The organism is Methyloprofundus sp. (assembly GCF_965251085.1).
Taxonomy (GTDB): domain Bacteria; phylum Pseudomonadota; class Gammaproteobacteria; order Methylococcales; family Methylomonadaceae; genus Methyloprofundus.
Genome location: NZ_OZ252594.1, coordinates 819,708 through 838,214 on the forward strand (window position 1 = coordinate 819,708; position 18,507 = coordinate 838,214).

At 42.2% G+C, this 18,507-nt stretch carries 13 protein-coding genes and 1 pseudogene; 13 read left to right on the forward strand and 1 reads right to left on the reverse strand.

The features are described from left to right. Window positions 1–1,042: 1,042 nt before the first annotated feature. The 10 genes and pseudogenes from efp to ACQY3F_RS03965 all read left to right on the forward strand — a co-directional run bounded on the left by efp (window position 1,043) and on the right by ACQY3F_RS03965 (window position 12,624). A complete protein-coding gene (gene efp / locus ACQY3F_RS03920) occupies window positions 1,043–1,612 on the forward strand; it encodes an elongation factor P (RefSeq protein WP_428353639.1) in 570 nt (189 codons plus the stop codon). A gap of 38 nt (window positions 1,613–1,650) precedes the next feature. After that, window positions 1,651–2,628, forward strand: a complete 978-nt coding sequence (gene epmA / locus ACQY3F_RS03925; RefSeq protein WP_428353640.1) for an EF-P lysine aminoacylase EpmA — start codon at window positions 1,651–1,653, stop codon at window positions 2,626–2,628. Window positions 2,629–2,676: 48 nt separating this feature from the next. Beyond that, window positions 2,677–5,037, forward strand: a complete 2,361-nt coding sequence (bamA, locus tag ACQY3F_RS03930; RefSeq protein ID WP_428353642.1) for an outer membrane protein assembly factor BamA — start codon at window positions 2,677–2,679, stop codon at window positions 5,035–5,037. 193 nt (window positions 5,038–5,230) lie between these two features. Continuing rightward, window positions 5,231–5,920 (forward strand): SDR family oxidoreductase, encoded by a 690-nt coding sequence (locus ACQY3F_RS03935; RefSeq protein ID WP_428353644.1) that lies wholly within the window; start codon window positions 5,231–5,233, stop codon window positions 5,918–5,920. Window positions 5,921–6,507: 587 nt separating this feature from the next. After that, on the forward strand, window positions 6,508–7,416 hold the full coding sequence (locus tag ACQY3F_RS03940; RefSeq protein ID WP_428353646.1) for a bile acid:sodium symporter family protein: 909 nt from the start codon (window positions 6,508–6,510) through the stop codon (window positions 7,414–7,416). Beyond that, on the forward strand, window positions 7,413–8,300 hold the full coding sequence (locus ACQY3F_RS03945; RefSeq protein WP_428353648.1) for a hypothetical protein: 888 nt from the start codon (window positions 7,413–7,415) through the stop codon (window positions 8,298–8,300). Before ACQY3F_RS03940 ends, ACQY3F_RS03945 begins: the two co-directional genes overlap by 4 nt. Before the next feature lie 586 nt (window positions 8,301–8,886). Continuing rightward, on the forward strand, window positions 8,887–9,510 hold the full coding sequence (locus ACQY3F_RS03950; protein WP_428353650.1) for a hypothetical protein: 624 nt from the start codon (window positions 8,887–8,889) through the stop codon (window positions 9,508–9,510). Continuing rightward, window positions 9,507–10,817, forward strand: coding sequence for a hypothetical protein (locus ACQY3F_RS03955; protein ID WP_428353652.1), 1,311 nt, complete (start codon window positions 9,507–9,509; stop codon window positions 10,815–10,817). Before ACQY3F_RS03950 ends, ACQY3F_RS03955 begins: the two co-directional genes overlap by 4 nt. A gap of 14 nt (window positions 10,818–10,831) precedes the next feature. Next, entirely contained in the window at window positions 10,832–11,626 is a 795-nt protein-coding gene (locus ACQY3F_RS03960) for a hypothetical protein (RefSeq protein ID WP_428353654.1), read from the forward strand. A 548-nt stretch (window positions 11,627–12,174) separates the two neighbouring features. Beyond that, window positions 12,175–12,624: pseudogene (locus tag ACQY3F_RS03965) on the forward strand (low molecular weight protein-tyrosine-phosphatase). Window positions 12,625–12,950: 326 nt separating this feature from the next. Here the strand turns inward: ACQY3F_RS03965 and ACQY3F_RS03970 are convergent. Further along, complete coding sequence (locus ACQY3F_RS03970; RefSeq protein WP_428352972.1) at window positions 12,951–14,312, reverse strand: IS1380 family transposase; 1,362 nt, start codon at window positions 14,310–14,312, stop codon at window positions 12,951–12,953. A gap of 96 nt (window positions 14,313–14,408) precedes the next feature. On the opposite strand from ACQY3F_RS03970, the gene ACQY3F_RS03975 reads away from it, so the two are divergent. From ACQY3F_RS03975 to ACQY3F_RS03985, 3 genes are all read left to right on the forward strand, one after another. Then, complete coding sequence (locus ACQY3F_RS03975; protein ID WP_428353656.1) at window positions 14,409–15,122, forward strand: polysaccharide biosynthesis/export family protein; 714 nt, start codon at window positions 14,409–14,411, stop codon at window positions 15,120–15,122. Between the two features lie 41 nt (window positions 15,123–15,163). Further along, the gene (locus ACQY3F_RS03980; RefSeq protein ID WP_428353658.1) at window positions 15,164–15,568 is read left to right on the forward strand and encodes a hypothetical protein; all 405 of its coding nucleotides are present in this window, start codon (window positions 15,164–15,166) and stop codon (window positions 15,566–15,568) included. A gap of 449 nt (window positions 15,569–16,017) precedes the next feature. Beyond that, window positions 16,018–18,270, forward strand: coding sequence for a polysaccharide biosynthesis tyrosine autokinase (locus ACQY3F_RS03985; RefSeq protein ID WP_428353660.1), 2,253 nt, complete (start codon window positions 16,018–16,020; stop codon window positions 18,268–18,270). Window positions 18,271–18,507 lie beyond the last annotated feature (237 nt).

Below are 18,507 nucleotides of genomic sequence, written 5' to 3' on the forward strand. Positions count from 1 at the left end.
ATTATTCGCGATAGATGCGCTTCGTTCCTCAGCAGCATCCTACGAACTGAACCTTATGTGGCACAAGGCCTCCTGGTATTTTTTGTGATTTTCAAATAAGAATGGAAAAAAGGGGAGTAGACTTTAGTCTACACGGTGTATGAATTGTATGAATTACTTGAGTTTGTGTAGGCTAAAGCCTACTCCCCAAGTCTATAATATACGCCCTAATTCAGTATATCTATCTACGCAAAACCGTACACAAATATTAATAGTATGATGCATCATGTTTTTTAAAATAGGTAGGATGCTGCTGAGGAACGAAGCGCATCATTCGCGATAGATGCGCTTCGTTCCTCAGCAGCATCCTACGGACTGAGCCTTATACGGCACAAGACCTCCTGGTGTTTATTGTAATTTTCAAATAAGATTGAAAAAAGGGGAGTAGACTTTAGTCTACACGGTTCATGAGTTGTATGAATGACATGAATCGCATGAATTACTTGAATTATTTGAATTTGTGTAGGCTAAAGCCTACTCCCCAAGTCTATAAAATACGCCCTAATTCAGTATATCTATCTACGCAAAACCGTAATCCAAATGTTAATATAATGATGCATCATTCGCGATAGATGCGCTTCGTTCCTCAGCAGCACCCTACGAACTGAACTTTATGTGGCACAAGGCCTCCTGGTATTTTTTGTGATTTTCAAATAAGAATGAAAAAAAGGGGAGTAGACTTTAGTCTACACGGTGTATGAATTGTATGCGTCACCTGAATTCATGTAGGCTAAAGCCTACTCCCCAGGTCTATGACATACGTTAAGCGCTGGGAAACAAAAAGAGTGGTTATGAAATTATAATGTAGCTACATTAGATATATTAGGTAGAACACAATCGATCCGTTAAATAAGCATTATTCTTCTGTATGTATTAGATGCAAGGTATAATAACGAAAATTTAAATCATCCTGGGAAAATCACTTGAGCATGGCATTAAAAGTTTGTGCTAGTGACCATAAACCACTGAATTTCCTGGGATCACACAAGCAACCGAGATATAAATGGCCAGTTATAGTACCAGTGAATTTAAAGGCGGATTAAAATTAATGATGGATGGCGATCCTTGTTCTATTATCGAGAATGAGATTGTTAAGCCAGGGAAAGGACAAGCCTTTAACCGCGTTAAACTTAGAAACCTGAAAAATGGACGAGTGATTGAACGTACTTTCAAGTCAGGTGAGTCACTAGAGGCTGCCGACGTAGTTGAACTGGATATGCAGTATTTATATCACGACGGTGAGTTTTTCCATTTTATGCACCCCGAGTCATTTGAACAATATCAAGCGGATGAAAATGCCGTTTCTGATGCAAAATTATGGTTGAAAGATCAGGCGATGTGTATTCTAACTTTATGGAATAATGCGCCGATTAGCGTCACTCCGCCTAATTTTGTGGAACTGGAAATAACAGAAACAGACCCCGGTTTAAAAGGTGATACCTCAGGTGGAGGCGGTAAACCGGCTACCCTGGAAACGGGTGCAGTAGTGCGTGTGCCTCTGTTTGTGCAAATGGGTGAAGTCGTTAAGGTGGATACCCGCACCGGTGAATATGTCTCTAGGGCAAAAGCATAAGTCGCTGATATTTAGGATGTAAAGCTGTTTAGCGATCAATGACACATGCCTGGCAACCTGCTTGCTCTCTAGAACTTATTCGCTTACGAGCGCAAGTTTTGCATGCAATCAGAGGTTTTTTTTATGCTGAAAATGTTCTCGAAGTTGAGACACCGATACTTTGCCAGGCGATAGGCACTGATCCCTATTTAGAATTTTTTTCTACTGCGCAGTTGTCCGCTAAGCAGTCGGCTTTATATCTGCAAACATCACCAGAATTTGCCATGAAGCGTCTGTTAGCGGCACAAACTGGCTCTATTTATCAGATCACTAAAGCCTTTAGGAATGGCGAGTCAGGGCGTTTGCATAATCCAGAGTTTAGTCTGCTGGAATGGTATCGGGTAGGTTATGATTTACCGCAATTAATGGACGATACCGAGTTGTTATTAAGCCGCTTGTTACCCGAGGAACGTTTTCCAGAGCCAGCAACACGGCTTATTTATGCTGATGTTTTCCTGCAATATACGGGCTTAGATGCACTGCAATTTGATCTGGAGAGCTATCGAGTCGCTGCTGAAAAACTGGGGGTTACTGATGCCATTCGTTTATGTGCTGATGATCATTCCAGTTGGCTAGACTTTTTATTTAGTCATGTTGTGCAACAGCAATTAGTTCAATACGGTGTGTGCATGATCTATGATTACCCGGCTTGTTTGCCCTCGCTTGCACGCCTGAATGCTGAAAACCCTCTGATTGTTGACAGGGTTGAAGTTTTTGTTAATGGCATAGAGCTCGCTAATGGGTATTGCGAATTAACGGACCCGCGAGAACAACGCGCGCGTTTTGAGCAGGAAATTTTACTTCGCGAGAGAAATGGCGCTGAAAAAGTGCAGGCAGACGAGCGGTTTTTAGCGGCTTTGCAAAGTGGCCTGCCAGATTGTTCTGGTATTGCCATCGGTCTGGACCGCTTATTAATGATCATCAGTCAAAAAGATCATATCAATGAGGTTTTAGCATTTCCTATTAAAAATGCTTGATACCCGGTTGTTGTTTTTTACGGATTTTATCCTGTTATTAATGTGTACATGAAATTCAAAATTTTCGTTTCTTTATTTCTACTCCTGGCCACTATTTCTTCTGTTGTACACAGTGAAGAGCAAGGCTTTATCGTACAGGATATTCGTGTTACCGGCTTACAGCGGATATCCGTTGGAACCGTCTTTAATTACCTACCCGTAAATATCGGTGAAGAACTGCTGTATAAAAATATAGCACCTGCTATAAGAGCCTTATTTAAAACCGGGTTCTTTCAGGATATTTCTATGGGGCGTGAAGGTGATGTGCTTATGATTGAAGTGGAGGAACGCCCCTCGATCGCAGAAATTGAAATAGAAGGTAATGATGATCTGAAAACGGAAGATTTGATAACGGCGCTAAATAGCATAGGCCTGGCTAAGGGCAAAGTATTTAATCGACAAATACTGGATAAAGTTGAGCAGGAATTAAGACGTCAATACTTTAGTCATGGCAAATACAGCTTACAAATTGATACCCATGTACTGCCACTGGAAAGAAATAGAGTGAGTATCAATATTAATATTTCAGAGGGTTCGGTTGCGAAAATTAAATCTGTGAATATTATTGGCAATAAGGTTTTTTCTGAAAAGGCTTTAATAAAGAATTTTGAATTAAGCGTTACCGGCTGGTTGTCTTTTTATACTAAAGATGATCAATATTCCAAGCAAAAATTATCTGCAGATTTAGAGCGTCTACGTTCTTACTATCTGGATCGTGGGTATATAAACTTTAATATAAAGTCTACCCAGGTTTCTATCACTCCCGACAAAAAGGATATTTATGTGGTGGTGAATATAGCAGAAGGTGATTTATTTACTTTGGGTAGCGTTAAGCTCAGTGGTAATCTGGTGGTAGATCCGGAAGAGCTTATTGCGTTAATGCAGGTAGGGCCTACCGAAGTATTTTCGCGTAAAAATGCAACACTGACGTCTAAAGCTATTTCAGATCGTTTAGGCGAAGAGGGCTATGCCTTTGCCAATGTCAATATGGTGCCGGATATTCATAATGACACAAAAATAGTCGATATTACTTTTTTTATCGACCCTGCTAGTCGGGCTTATGTGCGCCGCATTAGCATGCATGGGAATACCAAGACACGTGATGCGGTATTACGTCGAGAAATGCGTCAAATGGAAGGTGCCTGGGCATCTTCACTTAAAATCGAGCGATCTAAAGCACGTTTAAACCGCCTGGGATATTTTGAAAATGTGGGAATAGAAACCCCTAAAGTCCCTGGTACGCGTGATCAACTGGATTTAAACTTCTCAGTCTCCGAGAAGTCCTCGGGTAACTTAATGGCCGGTATCGGTTATTCACAAACCCAGGGGATTATCTACAATGCCAGTGTTACACAGGATAATATCTTTGGTTCGGGTAAGCGGGTCAGTGTTAATTTTAATAAAAGTGATGTTTCAACCTTATATAGCCTGGCTTTTACCAACCCTTATTTTACGCGTGACGGAGTAAGCCTGGGTTATAACTTCCTGTATAAGAAAACCGATGCGCAGGCAGCGAACATTTCTAACTATTTAATCGATGTGATTGGTGGTGGGATAAATTTTGGTTTTCCTATTAATGAGAATCAGCGCTTTACGACGACCTTCGATATTAAACATACCACCTTAAAACAAGGTGATTTTGCACCGCCCGAACTTCCTGTTTGGATCGAAGCGAATGGAAGTAAATTTTTAAACTTTCCTATTGGTATCGGCTGGGTTCGAGATACGCTGGATAAGCCCATTTTTCCAACCGTAGGGAGTCAGCAACGTTTATCAGGCTTAGTGACCATTCCGGGTAGTGATTTAACTTATTATAAACTGAGCGCCAAAGACCAGCATTACTTCCCTATCGCAAAAGACCTGGTGTTAAAGCTGATGGCTTCAGCCGCCTATGGTAATGGCTATGGGGGAACAGAAAGTTTGCCATTTTTTGAGAACTATTTTGGCGGAGGCGTCAACTCGGTTCGAGGCTTTCGTGATAATACTCTGGGGCCACGAGATCATTGTAATGCGACCTGTGACCTAAATGATGGCTCTGAACCCAGGCCCTATGGTGGTAATATTAAAATCATGGCTAATACCGAGCTTATTTTTCCCATACCCTTTATGGCAGATGTGGAATCAGTACGTTTAATGACATTTTTTGATATTGGAACCATTCAAGGGCCTATAGCACAGGAGCAAGCTGATGGTTCACTGATCACGGTGACGCCCGCTTTTTCATTTTCTGACTTTAGATATTCGGCAGGGATAGCGGCTAAATGGTTATCACCCTTCGGTGCTTTGCAGGTCAGTTATGCAATACCCCTGAATGAAAAGGAAGGCGATGAAATACAATCTTTCCAGTTTAGTTTTGGCTCGCAGTTTTAGAATACTCGGAGCAGAATTAATGGTTTGAAATGAGGTCTAGCTATGTAGGTTGGATGAGATTATCAAGCGTAGCGCAGATAACGAAATCCGACATTTGGAAGCATCCCGACATGTCGGATTTCGATTTTTAATGCTGCGCAATAAAAAATCTCATCCAGCCTACGGGGAATAAACAGATTATAGAATAAAGCTTATGAAAACAGTATTAATCACCGGCGCAAATCGGGGCCTGGGCCTGGAATTTACGCGCCAATATGCACAGGCAGGCTGGCAAGTTATTGCCTGTTGTCGCAATCCTGAAAAAGCCAGCGCATTGGCGCAACTGGCAAGCAGCTCTAAGCTCATTCGTATAGTCCAGCTTGATGTCCAGAACCACCCGCAAATAGACAGTCTTGCAGCAGAACTAAACGGTGTCGCCATCGATATATTGATAGCTAATGCAGGTGTCTATGGTGAGCACTATGGTTTGGGTTCTATCGATTATCAGCATTGGCACACTGCCATGGAAGTCAATGTATTCAGCGCTATAAAGCTGGCTGAAGTCTTTGCAGCCAACCTGGCCTTAAGTAAGCAAGGCATGTTTATTGCTCTAAGCAGCTTAATGGGCAGTATGACTGATAATACCAGTGGCGGCAGTTATATCTACCGCTCCAGCAAGGCTGCGTTAAATGCAGCAATGAAAAGCCTGTCGTTTGATTTTCGAGAGCAGGGAACCGGCGTGATTATCTTTCACCCTGGCTGGGTAAGAACTGATATGGGCGGCCCGCATGGGCTTATAGAGGTGGATGAAAGTATTAGCGGTATGCGCCAGGTGATCGAAAATTTTAAAATGGCACAAACAGGCAGTTTTATTAAATATAATGGTATGCCGATGCCCTGGTAAACTTGAATTGATACAATCATGAATAATAAATTGGATCCCGAATTTAAGATGTTATTTTTTACCATGAAGTTCGTAGGATGCTGCTGAGGAACGAAGCGCATCAATCGCGACTATTTTTTACCATGAAGAACATGAAGCTAATGAAGGAAAAGACTAAACCTTTCATTACCTCCATTTCCTTGTATACACTTTTGTCCACGAAAGACACGAAAGACACGAAAGACACGAAAGACACGAAAGACACGAAAGACACGAAAGACACGAAAATACTTTGTACGAGTCACGGAGCTATTCAGTGCTTTCATAGCGATAGGAATATGAAGGATGTTGTCAATTTTCGTGGACAGTTTCCAAGATCAGATAACTTGATCATCCTGAAAACAATATGATACCTATTTTAGTCTCACCTTATTATCTTTGATGAATTGTTATGCTTTTGATTTTATTAGGTTGGGGTCGGTGATCTGAAGAGGGGCTTGTTATTGTGAATGTTAACTACTTTTGGCTTTCCCTGAAGGATGCCAACCTTTCGTTATCTCATGTTCTTTATGATGATAGCTGTCGCGTTTTAAGAGGGTAGACATAAATTGATTGCTTTGTTTCCTATCAGTGCTTTGCTTTTATCTTTTATAGCCTATTTATATCCCACTATATTTGTTGCTAGCAAGAGTGCGATTATTCCTTTATTAGCTCTGGTGATGTTCTTTATGGGCATGACACTCCGCTGGCAGCATTTTAAACAGGCTTTGCAGCAGCCGCTGATTATTTTATTAACCATCGGCATACAATTTCTGTTTATGCCCTTGTTTGCCTACCTGCTGGCAAATGCCTTGCAGCTCTCCGAGGCGCATACTATCGGCCTGGTGCTGGTGGGTTGTAGTGCCGGTGGAACGGCCTCCAATGTGATTTGCTATTTGGCAAATGGCAATGTTGCCTTATCCATACTAATGACTATGGCTTCAACTCTATGCGCTGTGGTCGCTATGCCATTATTAAGCTATGTCTATCTGAGCCAGAGTGTTTCGGTTCCTGTGCTGGATATGATGCGCAGTATCCTGTTGATCGTATTTATCCCGGTGCTATCAGGGACAGCCATTAACTCATTTTTTGCGCGTTCTATACATCGGGTACAAGGCATTTTTCCTGTTTTTTCAAGCTTGGCTATTGTATTGATTATTGCGATTATCGTCGCACTTAATCAACAAAATATTGCAAGTCTTGCAATGCCTGTTCTGATTGCCGTTGCCTTACATAATTTACTGGGTATGACAGTAGGTTATTTTATCCCAAGGTTATTCAAATATGACACGGCTACCTGTCGAACCGTCAGTATAGAAGTGGGTATGCAAAATTCGGGTTTAAGCGTTGCCCTTGCCATGCAATATTTTTCTGCAGCTGCCGCATTGCCAGGTGCGATATTTAGTATCTGGCATAATGTTTCCGGCTCAACGCTATCCATTTATTGGCGGCAGAAGACCAGGGTTGTCTCTCAATGATCGCCTTTAACTTTAATATTATTTTTACCGATGAGTCATTATTGCAGGATGATGATTACGATTCCCAGCTAGAAACCATCAAGGTTACAAAAGCGACAGAAAACACACTCCAGAGCCAGTTTGTTGTGAATTCTGGCTGGATAGACATGTCCGGGCGTAAGGCGATGTATCTGGCAAAAACCGAGTTTGCATTGTCGGTGGCGCCGGGTAGCCAATGGGCATTAGAGATAGACGATGTGCTTATCTTGTTCTGGTCTATCGATCATTCAATTATGTACTATCAGCCGCTAGCGCAATTTACCCCTGAGCGTTTACGCTTCTGGGTCTGCCATACCGTGTTACCGTTGAAATTTGCTCTGGAAAAACGTTATGAAATGTTACATGTAGGTGCAGTTGAAGTGGCCGATCGGCCGATCTTCTTTTCGGCTGAATCATTTGGTGGCAAGTCTACCCTGACAGACTATTTTATCCAGCAAGGGCATGCCTTATATTCTGATGATTCACTGGCGATCTACGCTGAGGATAATACCTTTTATGCTGTCGCCTCTTATCCTTTTCACCGGCCTTATCGCGAGCCTGAAGTGCTGGGCTATCAGGTGGACAATGTTGCGCGTCAGGCAAAACCTCTCTATGCAGGCTATGTGCTGGAAAAAGGAGCGGTGGATGCGAGCATCAATATAGAAGAGCTAAAAGGCATAGAAAAGTACAAAGCTTTTCACTTTAGTGGTTTTATTGACCTAGATTTTTTTAAAGCGCAGCACTTTTTATTACGTTGTGCATTGGCGGAGGCTGTTCCGATGTATAAAGTTACGATTCCCTGGAGTTTGGAGCGTCTGCCGGAGGTGTATAGTCATATTGTGGTGCATAGCACAGTTCCCCGGTAATTGTATTAAACAATGGGTATTGCTTATGTTAAAATTAATATAACAACTTAAGGCTCGTAACAATAGACTAAAAAATGTAACTACTCAGCGTATCTGAGTAGTTACTAAATGAGATTGTATATTTCCAGCCAGACACCAGAGAAGCAGGTACTTGATAAAAAATACCCTGATGGAACAAGCGTTTTTGTAGATGGGCAAAGGAGGCACGACGTGCCCATCATGCTATCGTTGATGGGCACGGATGAAGCCCCTTTGCCCATCCTACAGTGTTTATTTTGCTGTAACTTCTCTCAGCTTGTCTGAGTAATTACAAATTAAAATAAATTTTAATTTAATACCAAGGAATTCAATTATGGATGAAAATCCTCAAAATTCAGAACCCACGGACGTCTCTGCTACTCGCCGTGGCTTTATAAAAAAAAGCGGCATACACTGCTCCAGCCCTGTTAGTCTTAGGGAGTCTGGCAAAGACCAGGGATGCAAAAGCTGATTTCGGTTTACCCCCTAGTCTTTGTGCGCCAAACCCCTGTCCGCCGGCTTCCTCGGCGAGAACCCGCCAGCGTCGATAGATAAAAGAGGCCTAATAATGAATATATTATTTAAACAATGGATAAAGCTAATACTTAGTCTCTTAATATTGAGCATAACCGGGATTTCTCGGGCAGCGCCCGTGATAGCAGAGCAAATATTACTGGCTAATGGAGGGGATAGTGTTGCCATCAGCGAAGAATGGGGTTTTGTTGGTGATACAGATGAATGTGAAGTAGCTGTCTATAAATATGATTATTCTACAAACCTTTGGGGAGATGGTGCTGGGAATGCAGGTGACAAACACAGCACGATAGATGAGGGGCCTTGTACTAACGCGAAATTCAGAAGTTTTGGGGCCTCTGTATCGACCACAAAAGGCTTGTTGGTAGTGGGTGCACCGGAGGCAAAAGATACAGGGGGGGCTTTTCATGGAAAAATATTCTTTTATAACCTGATAAGCGATGCCTGGGTGCTTAATACCACCGCTGGTAGCCCAGAAGATCCAGCCGGAACGCCCGACCTTCAGAATGACGCTTTGTTTGGTTTTGTGGTCTCCATTCGAAGTGAGGGCAACGTTGCTCTTATGCTTATTGGTTCGCCAGGTTATGATGTGGGGGGGGGAATGCTAATGTTGGGAAGGTTTATCTTTATACCTGGAATTTCACCGACAGCACCTTGACATTCCGGGATGCCGTTGTCGGCGAAAATGCAGGTGATGAGTTCGGCACAGCGGTAACTTCAAACGGTGTTGAATTTGTTGCGTCGGCACCAAAGTTTGATGGTGCCTTCACTGATCAGGGGAAAGTCTATTTTTCTAATGTGTTAAACCCAGGCACAGCACTTCTAACGTTCACTTTTGTTACTGGTACTGCCGGCGTAATCGACGCCTCGGCAGATAATCACAATCTGGGTGTGAGTTTATCCCTGACTGTAGACCGAATTCTATATATGGGTGGAAATACAGGACCAGGAGCCTATGCGGCTGAGATCACAAATATAGTGACTCCTGCAGCTACCAAACTCGAAAATTTTCCCGGTACTTTGGGGGGTGACGTTTCTCAGTCTAGAGGCTTGGCAGCTCTTGGCTATGTTGGCAGTATGGTTGAGCTGTATTCCGACAATACTAACCCAGCATCGCCTGATGTAACCATTACCAAGCAAGACCCGCTGTCTGAACCCGACTATGCTCGAGATATTAGTATTTCTAGTAGCGGTGCACTGTTAATGGTGAATGGAAATACTAATGATAGAGCGTATTCTTATTACATTACTTCTTGTTATAAAGGCGGCACGCTAAAAGCCAATGAATGGACCATGATTGGGCTACAATGCAATACCTCTGCTAATATTGGTTTAATTTTTACCCCTGATTTGGGAACTTATGACACTAACTGGGTGATGTACAGGCAGAATGGGGCTGACTATGAAGGGCATCAGAATGCCTATGTAAAAATGGCTGCAACAGAGATTATGATTCAAGGTCATGGTTACTGGATTATTAAAGATGCCGACAAGACCTGGACTATACCCACAGCAATAGGTGATGCCGCCACACAAACCCCGGTAGAAGCTGATCCAAGAGCAGGTTTCTTCGGTAGAGATAATGTAGCAGCGGTACAGTCCACTGACCTACAAACCATGCTGGCTGGTTTAACCACACCTGCTGCCGATATTAGAGTTATGTTCTCAAATCCATTTCCAACGGCGATGGATTGGAGTTTAACGCTGTTTGAATCGCCGCCAAGCCCAGCTCGTACACTAACTGAAGTGGCTCCCTTTTTTGAAGGCTCTGACAACTCTGCCTACGTATATAAAACCGGGGAGGGCATTCACAATGGCTACCTTGCCATTGCTGCGAATACACCGGGTATGCCTAGAGAGATCGCACCAGGGGAGGGGTTTTTTGTAAGGTTTAGTGAGGGATTCAAAATAGGTTTTCTGGATCTAAACAAACCCGTGGTCTTTCTGTTCGCGCAGAGTAAATAAACAGGTAATCATAAATGAAAAAACTTAATTTAAAACGACTGATCGCCCTGGCTACAGCAGTGACACTGGTCACATTAAGCGGCCTGGCGATCAGTAAAGGCAAACCTGCAGAGGATAAAGCTGATAAAAACCTTAACCAGCTAAAAAAACAATGGTATTTAAGTAATAGCGTCTCTGTTTATGATGATGTCACTGGGAATACCTATAAGAGCATTAACCGGGCGGTATTGGGTAAACTGGCTGAAAGTAGTGATGGCTATGACAAACATGATATTCGCCCTTATGCTTCAATGGCCAACTCCAAAGCAGCGGTGTTATTTATTCAAGAAAACTGGGGAGAACATTCCGGGGAGTTTCATAGTGATTATCGCGGCCTGAAAAAAAGAAGAGATCGCAGTGCGCAAAGTGATAGCTGGGTAATAACAGTTGTAAGTATAGTTCCTGGTGCAGAAGTCACCTTAAAATGGAATGCCGTTGGACTGACATCGAACAAAAAAGGTGGAATAATTCGCTACAAGGATGGAGTGCTGCCTGAAAAGATATTGAAAAAACTGCATTTAATTGATCAGGAAACAAAGGATGAGATTGAGGTAGTTTCAGACGACGGTCAGTTGAATAGTAGCTATACCTTTACCATGGATAGCGATAAAACCAGCCGCCAGTTTCGCTGGGTATACGGCAACGTTAATGCGAGTGATTTTAACTCTGCCGGTGGTGTAAAACAGTTTATCGCCAAACAGAAAGCGGAGCTTAAACGTAAAGCGCGTAAAGCGCCTCCCAGCGATAAGTTTGGTTTACCACCCGTCTGATTTCTGGTGATGGCAATGGTGGATAATTGTCATTGTTGTGATGGAGGATTCTACACCGTAGGGCGCGGCTTTAGCCCGCCATTTTAGACTATGGGTTTTTAAAGGCGGGCTAAAGCCACGCCCTACATGGAACACTAAAACATTTGGGCTAAAGCCACGCCCTACATGGAACACTAAAACATTTGGGCTAAAGCCTGCGCCCCAAATGTGATAAATAGATAATTTATTTATCTATTTCTACAGGGAATGGGTGTGATTAAAAGTGATGAATTGCATTATTGTAGAGCGGACTTCAGTCCGCTATATTTCAGCATGAATTGCGGACTGAAGTCCGCTCTACAGCTCTGCTTGCTACGATTACTTCACTTTTAATCACGCCCGAAGGTAATACTAAAATTGTGAATTATGATGGTGTTTGATAAACTATGAAGTTAACTAATTTTTCAGGTTTTTGATGCCTATGCTATCTATTGTTTCTTGATGACTAGTGTGGCGGGTTAATGAAGGCACTGTTTCCTTTTTAAGATCAACGTAAGAGATATTCACACTTGTTTGAAAATATACTTGTTGTCTGTATAGGCAATATATGTCGCAGCCCAGCGGCTGAAGCATTGTTAAAAGATGCATTGAATAACAGAGGCAAAAAAAAATACCACATACAGTCGGCAGGACTTGGGGCGCTGGTGGGTTAACCCCCAGATGCAACGGTTTGCGAACTGATGTTAAGGCTAGCCATAGATATCTCTGACTATCAGGCAGCCCAGATAAATCAGGATATGATTCTTAAAGCTGACCTTATTCTGGTTATGGAGTCAGCACATAAAGAACTTATTGAACAGAACCAACCCAGTGCTAAAGGGAAAGTATTTAGACTAGGTGAGTGGGGTGGCTTTGAAATACCTGATCCTTATCGCAAGGATCGTAAGATGTTTGAAAAAACTGTTCAGTTAATTGACAAGGGTGTTGAAGACTGGGTCAATAAAATTGAATTAAGCTGATGTTTATTTAATGAGCTTAGCCCTTAATATACTTCGCACAATCTTTATAAAACTCCCAGTCGTCACCTACCGCGTGCAGTATAATGTAATACCTAAATCCTGCAAGCCCATATTTTGACTCTCATTAACCTGTCTAGCTAAGTGGTTATTAGGTTTTTACTGCCGCTTTGCCAGCCCTCTTTGTCCAACCGATCAAAATATCCAGATTTAAATCATAAATAGAGGAAATTTTTTGTATCGTATGGATATCCCCCGAGCCCAAGGCAATAAACACCCTGCCAACGTGCCATGACCTTTTAATCAAAGTGACTTAACTTCGGTTAATGTTAAGCGAGTAACCCCACCTTAACCCAATCATCCCATTCCTGTGGATAGAGCGGATCTGCAGGTGTTCTGACTCTCAGCTGATTATTGCCTGTGAGTAATTTTCCAGCCACCCGAATCAGATAAGTACGAAGTGTATCCGGCTCCCATTGGCACAACGTTTTGTTGCCACTCAATTGAGCCATCCAGCGCACGGTATTGTAGGCAAGAACGGCGCAATGAAATAATGCGGCATTAGCCAGAAATTGATTCGTTCTGATTTTACCTAAACCCATTTGTGATTTTGCTTCTTCAATCCATGTTTCGCACGTCGCTCGTTCACCATACTTCTTATGTGTTTGCCAAGGCGATAGAGGTTCAGTTGTTACATAACAAAAATAGTCATATTCTGCCGTATCCCAAAGCTCGGACTGAGGTCCTGTCACTTGTTTAGGTTGCTTTATCCTGACCGCGACAAACTGACGAGAGCGAGACCAGCCACCACAACGATATTGAAACTCGCTCTGCTCCCAACCGGGTCGGCCTTGTATGGCTGTCCAGGCCTGTTTGGCCAGCAATGCGTTCAAATTCTTAAGTTTAACCTTTATTAGATACCCATGCCCTCTGGTATCGAGAAATTCAAGCAAATCACCGACAAAATAACCACTGTCACCGCGAAAAATAATGCGCATCCGATTGGGCAAGTGTGCAAGTAACTGTTTGGTAAATTCTACAACACCATTGCTTGTAAAGGCATTGCCTGTCCGGAACCAGGCTTGTAAAATTTCTTTTGTTTCCGCTAGAAAAGCGAGTTGTGGATGGTATGAACGGGCACCTTTCTTTTTGGGGTTGAAGCCTTTGGCACTTCCTTCTTGTCGACCACAAACGGTGTCCACAGTTGAATCGACATCGACCCACTGGACGGATTGTATGCCAGTTTTCGATTTTCCGGAACGAAGCAATCGCCGCCAGTGTTGACCACGCAAAGTATGCGTGAGCGTTTCAAACTGGCTTATCTGCCTATCACTTACTTCTTTAAAGATCCGTAAAATTGTGGTTTCAACAGGAATCTTTATCCAGCCAGCTACTTTGCGCAGTACGCTATCTGCCCATACGGTCGTCACCTTTGCCATTGATGTTGCTCCCCCCATCATGCCAACCAACGTCAATAGAACCACATCAGATAAGTGATGGTCTGCATTTTCACCCCGCCGATGTGGAACGCTTTGTTTTACGGTTTTTTCAAAACCTATCCTGTCTAAATATTTCACGACGGGAATCAGTCCCGCCTGGCTTGTCAATCCATGTGCTGTAGATGTCATTTTTACCGTTCGGGTACGGTTTCTTACGTGAGATGAGGATTTTGATACTTTAGAGGGCTTCATTAAAACAATGAGATAGTGAAATCAGGAAAATGATATTATATCATTGTTTAATAAGGAGTTTTGTGGATTATTATGTATAATGCTTGCAGGATTTAGGTGATATTTGTTACTCATGGATTGGCAGCCTGCTCAGTCATTCCAGGTATGCATATGAACCCGTTTTCTGATGAGTCCAGTATCGACATGCCGACTAAGGAAAATAATGAAGCGATTTTAAAAAGGCTGAATATCAAGACTATTACGTCTCAGGTTATTATAGATTTAGAAAAAAACTTTAATAACTATAGTCTGGGGCCAGACAATGTATCGAATCTTTATTTTGATTACCGAATTGGCTCTAAAGCAACAAAAGGCTCTCTGCTAAAAGAAAATTTAGGGCAATACCGTGTGGGTGCGCGAGATATCTTAAGCATTACCGTTTGGGAGCATCCAGAACTAACCATACCAGCGGGCTCGTTTCGCTCGGCGGAGTCTGCAGGGAATGTGGTCGGTGAAGACGGTAATTTTTATTATCCTTATGTCGGTAATATAAAAGCCGCTGGAAAAACCGTAGAGGAAATCAGGGCAGAACTCAGCCGTAAACTCTCTAAATATATAGAACGTGTGCAGCTTGATGTGCGGGTAGCATCCTATCGTAGTCAGCGGGCCTATATTGTCGGCGAAGTGAATCAGCCTGGCATTCAACTGGTTAAAGATATTCCTTTAACGGTGCTGGAAGCCATAAATAATGCTGGTGGTGTTACCGGAGAATCAGATCAACGTAGTATTACCTTAACCGGGCAGGTAAAACCTACACGGTTAATTTATTAGCGCTGTATGAAGGTGGGGATATTAGCCAGAATGTGACCCTGATGCATGGCGATGTCTTGAGCGTACCTGATAGGCAATTTAATAAGGTCTTTATTTTAGGCGATACAGGATTAGGTGGTCTGGTCGGTGCTGGGCGTTCGCGCAGTGTCTTTATGAATAAAGGTAGAATGACGTTAAATGAGGCACTCAGTGAGGCAGGAAGTGCGAATTCTGTCGCCTCTGATCCAGCGAGAATATTTATTTTTAGAACAGACCTTGGCAAGCCCAAAATTTTTCATCTGGATTCAAAATCTCCCGATGTATTACTTTTAGCAGAACGTTTTCCACTACAACCTCGAGACATTATTTTTATTGACCGCGTGGAAGGAATACGCTGGAATCAAATTATCGGCCAGGTTCAACCGACTGTCAATTTAGTCAGAAGTATTCAGGGTATACTTAATTAACCTGTATCGAGCCAGCTAAAATAATACTGTCATTTTTGATAGAGAAATATTCTCACTTTCCGCTACCTATAACTAATAACTTTTAGCACTTATTAGGACTTGGGGCGCAGTGCTTTAGCCTGCTGTTGAACCAAGGAATGCAGGCTAAGGAGACTGTGAAAGTATTATGCGTAGGTTGGGGTGAAGCATGAACCCCAACAACCGAGGCTAAGTAAGTCATTGATTGTTGGGGTTCGCAAGCTCACCCCAACCTACGAAACCTGTCGTTGTAGGCATAATATTGAATACTTTCACAGCCTCTAAGGCACTGCGCCCCAGATAGCTGTTGATATAATGATACGTGGCGAAGTATCATTGAAGCTGTTTCTCAGCCTCAAAAATTGGACGATTATTTATTTCTATCTCCCTAAGCAAAAATCTAAAACACATTCAAAAGCGAATTAAAAAATATGGTTGATAATTTTTCGAAAATTGAACAGACACCTGACAATGATCAATTTAATGATGAGGGAATAAATCTAAGAGAGTTAATTGGAACCTTATTAGAAAATAAAGGATTAATTATATCTATAACGGCTATTGCTGTTGTAATAGGGATTGTTAAAGCAATATTACAAGTACCTATTTACCAAGCAGATGCCATGTTACAGGTGGAGCCTACGAGATCATCCATGATGTCGCAGGACCCTTTTTCAGGCATGGGGGGAGGTGGGTACGGATATGTCCCTGTCGGGGCTGAAATGGTAGTAATCAAATCCAGAATGGTGATGGGTGCCACTGTCGATAGATTGAATCTGGAAGTTGTAAGCTATCCTAAGTATTTTCCGGTTATTGGTCGGGCAATGGCTCGAAGCTTTGCTGCCCAGAATTTAGATAAACTCGCATCTCCCTGGCTTAATTTATCTGAATATGCCTGGGGTGGTGAAGTTATTAAAGTCGATACGCTAGATGTACCTGATAGCTGGATAGGCAGAGCATTAACGCTGATTGCCGGAAAAGAAGGGTATTTTGAACTGGTAGATAGTGCCGGAAATGTTATTGTTAATGGCGAAGTTGGAAAACCAGTCGATAAAAAAATTACCGGAGAAAATAATTCACTGCGCTTATTTGTCTCTGTCCTTAAAGCGCGTTCAGGAACTCACTTTACTCTACTTCGGCAATCACATATAAGTGCAATATGGGGATTGATAGGGAGTTTGTCCGTAGCAGAAAAGGGGCAGGGTCTCGGAATTCTCAGTTTCACCATGAACTCTGCCTCGCCAGCTTATGCAATGCAAACATTAAATGAAGTCGCCCAAATCTATGTGCGCATGGATGTAGAGAAAAAATCAGTAGAAGCACAGAATACGCTAGAGTTTCTGGAAAAGCAGTTGCCCACCATTAAAAACCAGCTAGAGATTGCAACCGATGCATTAAACGAATACCGCCTGGAAAAAGGCTCTGTAGATTTGGGTATAGAAACAAAGAGCATCTTAAGTGGAGTTGTAAGTGTCAATGCCCAGATAACCCTATTAGAGCAAAAGAAGGATGAATTACGCGGCAGTTTTACTCCTTTTCATCCTGTTATCGTCTCTATAGACAAGCAAATTGATAGATTGAAATCGCAATTAAAAAAACATAATAACAAAATATCCGAGCTACCAGAGACACAACAAATAATACTCAGACTTTCGAGAGATGTTGAGGTTAATGCCCGTCTGTATTCCACCATGCTCAACAATTTACAAACGATAAAGGTTTCCAAAGCGGGCACAGTGGGCGATGTAAGAGTCATTGATTATGCAATCATGCCATCTAATCCAATTAAGCCCATTAAGCGAAATATTGTTATGATCGCTTTTTTTATAGGCCTATTGTTAGCCCTTGCTTTAGTGTTTCTTCGTAAGGCTTTGCATCACGGAATAGAAGATCCTGATATCATTGAAAAGCAACTTAATGTGCCTGTGTATGCCTCGGTTCTGCATAGTGAAAAGCAGCTACAGTTAAATAGAGAACTGAAAAAAAATAAAACCTATTTTGGCCCCCCCCTTGTTCTGGCTTTGGAAGATGTAGATGATATGGCCATAGAAAGTTTACGTAGCCTACGTACAACACTGCATTTTGCATTTCTGGAAGCAAAGAACAATATTATTATGATTACGGGCCCTAGCCCTGGGGTGGGCAAGAGTTTTGTTTCCTCTAATCTGGCCATTGTTTTAGCCAGTTCTGGAAAGAAAATATTATTAATTGATGGCGATTTACGTAAAGGTCTTCTGAATAAAGTGTTTGGCATCAGTCGGGAAAATGGTCTATCAGATCTTATTTCTAATGTTATTAAACCTTCTACTGCAATACACAGAATAGAGCCTGCAAAGATAGACTTTATTCCGACCGGGGCAATTCCTCCTAATCCATCTGAGTTATTACTACATGAGAATTTTGGATTATTGCTTGAAGAACTAGGGCAGAAATACGATCATATTATTATCGATTCCCCGCCCATATTAGCCGTTACCGACGCGAGTATTATCGGGCGTATGGCAAGCGCAACTTTAATGGTGATAAGGTCAGGTGAGCACCCATTAAGAGAACTAGAACAAAGCGTAAAACGGCTAAAACAGAATGATATAGAGATTAAAGGCTGTATTTTTAACGATGTACGTGCTGTTTCTTCGGGGTATGGGTATGGTAAATATTTTTATCAGTATGATTATCAAAAGTAGGTTTCAATGTTACGGATAAATCAAATAATTCGGTTTTACCCATGAAATGTAATATTATTGAACCTAGAAAAATCAGTTGAGCGCGAATTTATAGTGCAAGATATTGAATTAATATAATACTTTCAAAAAATCTTAGCTTCACCCGTAGGTTAAGCAGGCATTTTTTGGAAGTGCAGTGGGATCAAGAGCTTGTGCTAGAAACCGTGAGCAACTGATTTTTCTAGGTTGAAGTAAGTT

What these genes read in the sequence shown, in the direction of transcription:
- efp (WP_428353639.1), top strand. Translation starts at nt 1,043, where the DNA reads ATGGCCAGTTATAGTACCAGTGAATTTAAAGGCGGATTAAAATTAATG.
- ACQY3F_RS03970 (WP_428352972.1), bottom strand. Translation starts at nt 14,312, where the DNA reads ATGAAGCCCTCTAAAGTATCAAAATCCTCATCTCACGTAAGAAACCGT.
- ACQY3F_RS03985 (WP_428353660.1), top strand. Translation starts at nt 16,018, where the DNA reads ATGGTTGATAATTTTTCGAAAATTGAACAGACACCTGACAATGATCAA.
- ACQY3F_RS03945 (WP_428353648.1), top strand. Translation starts at nt 7,413, where the DNA reads ATGATCGCCTTTAACTTTAATATTATTTTTACCGATGAGTCATTATTG.
- ACQY3F_RS03980 (WP_428353658.1), top strand. Translation starts at nt 15,164, where the DNA reads ATGCATGGCGATGTCTTGAGCGTACCTGATAGGCAATTTAATAAGGTC.
- epmA (WP_428353640.1), top strand. Translation starts at nt 1,651, where the DNA reads ATGACACATGCCTGGCAACCTGCTTGCTCTCTAGAACTTATTCGCTTA.
- ACQY3F_RS03960 (WP_428353654.1), top strand. Translation starts at nt 10,832, where the DNA reads ATGAAAAAACTTAATTTAAAACGACTGATCGCCCTGGCTACAGCAGTG.
- bamA (WP_428353642.1), top strand. Translation starts at nt 2,677, where the DNA reads ATGAAATTCAAAATTTTCGTTTCTTTATTTCTACTCCTGGCCACTATT.
- ACQY3F_RS03950 (WP_428353650.1), top strand. Translation starts at nt 8,887, where the DNA reads ATGAATATATTATTTAAACAATGGATAAAGCTAATACTTAGTCTCTTA.
- ACQY3F_RS03935 (WP_428353644.1), top strand. Translation starts at nt 5,231, where the DNA reads ATGAAAACAGTATTAATCACCGGCGCAAATCGGGGCCTGGGCCTGGAA.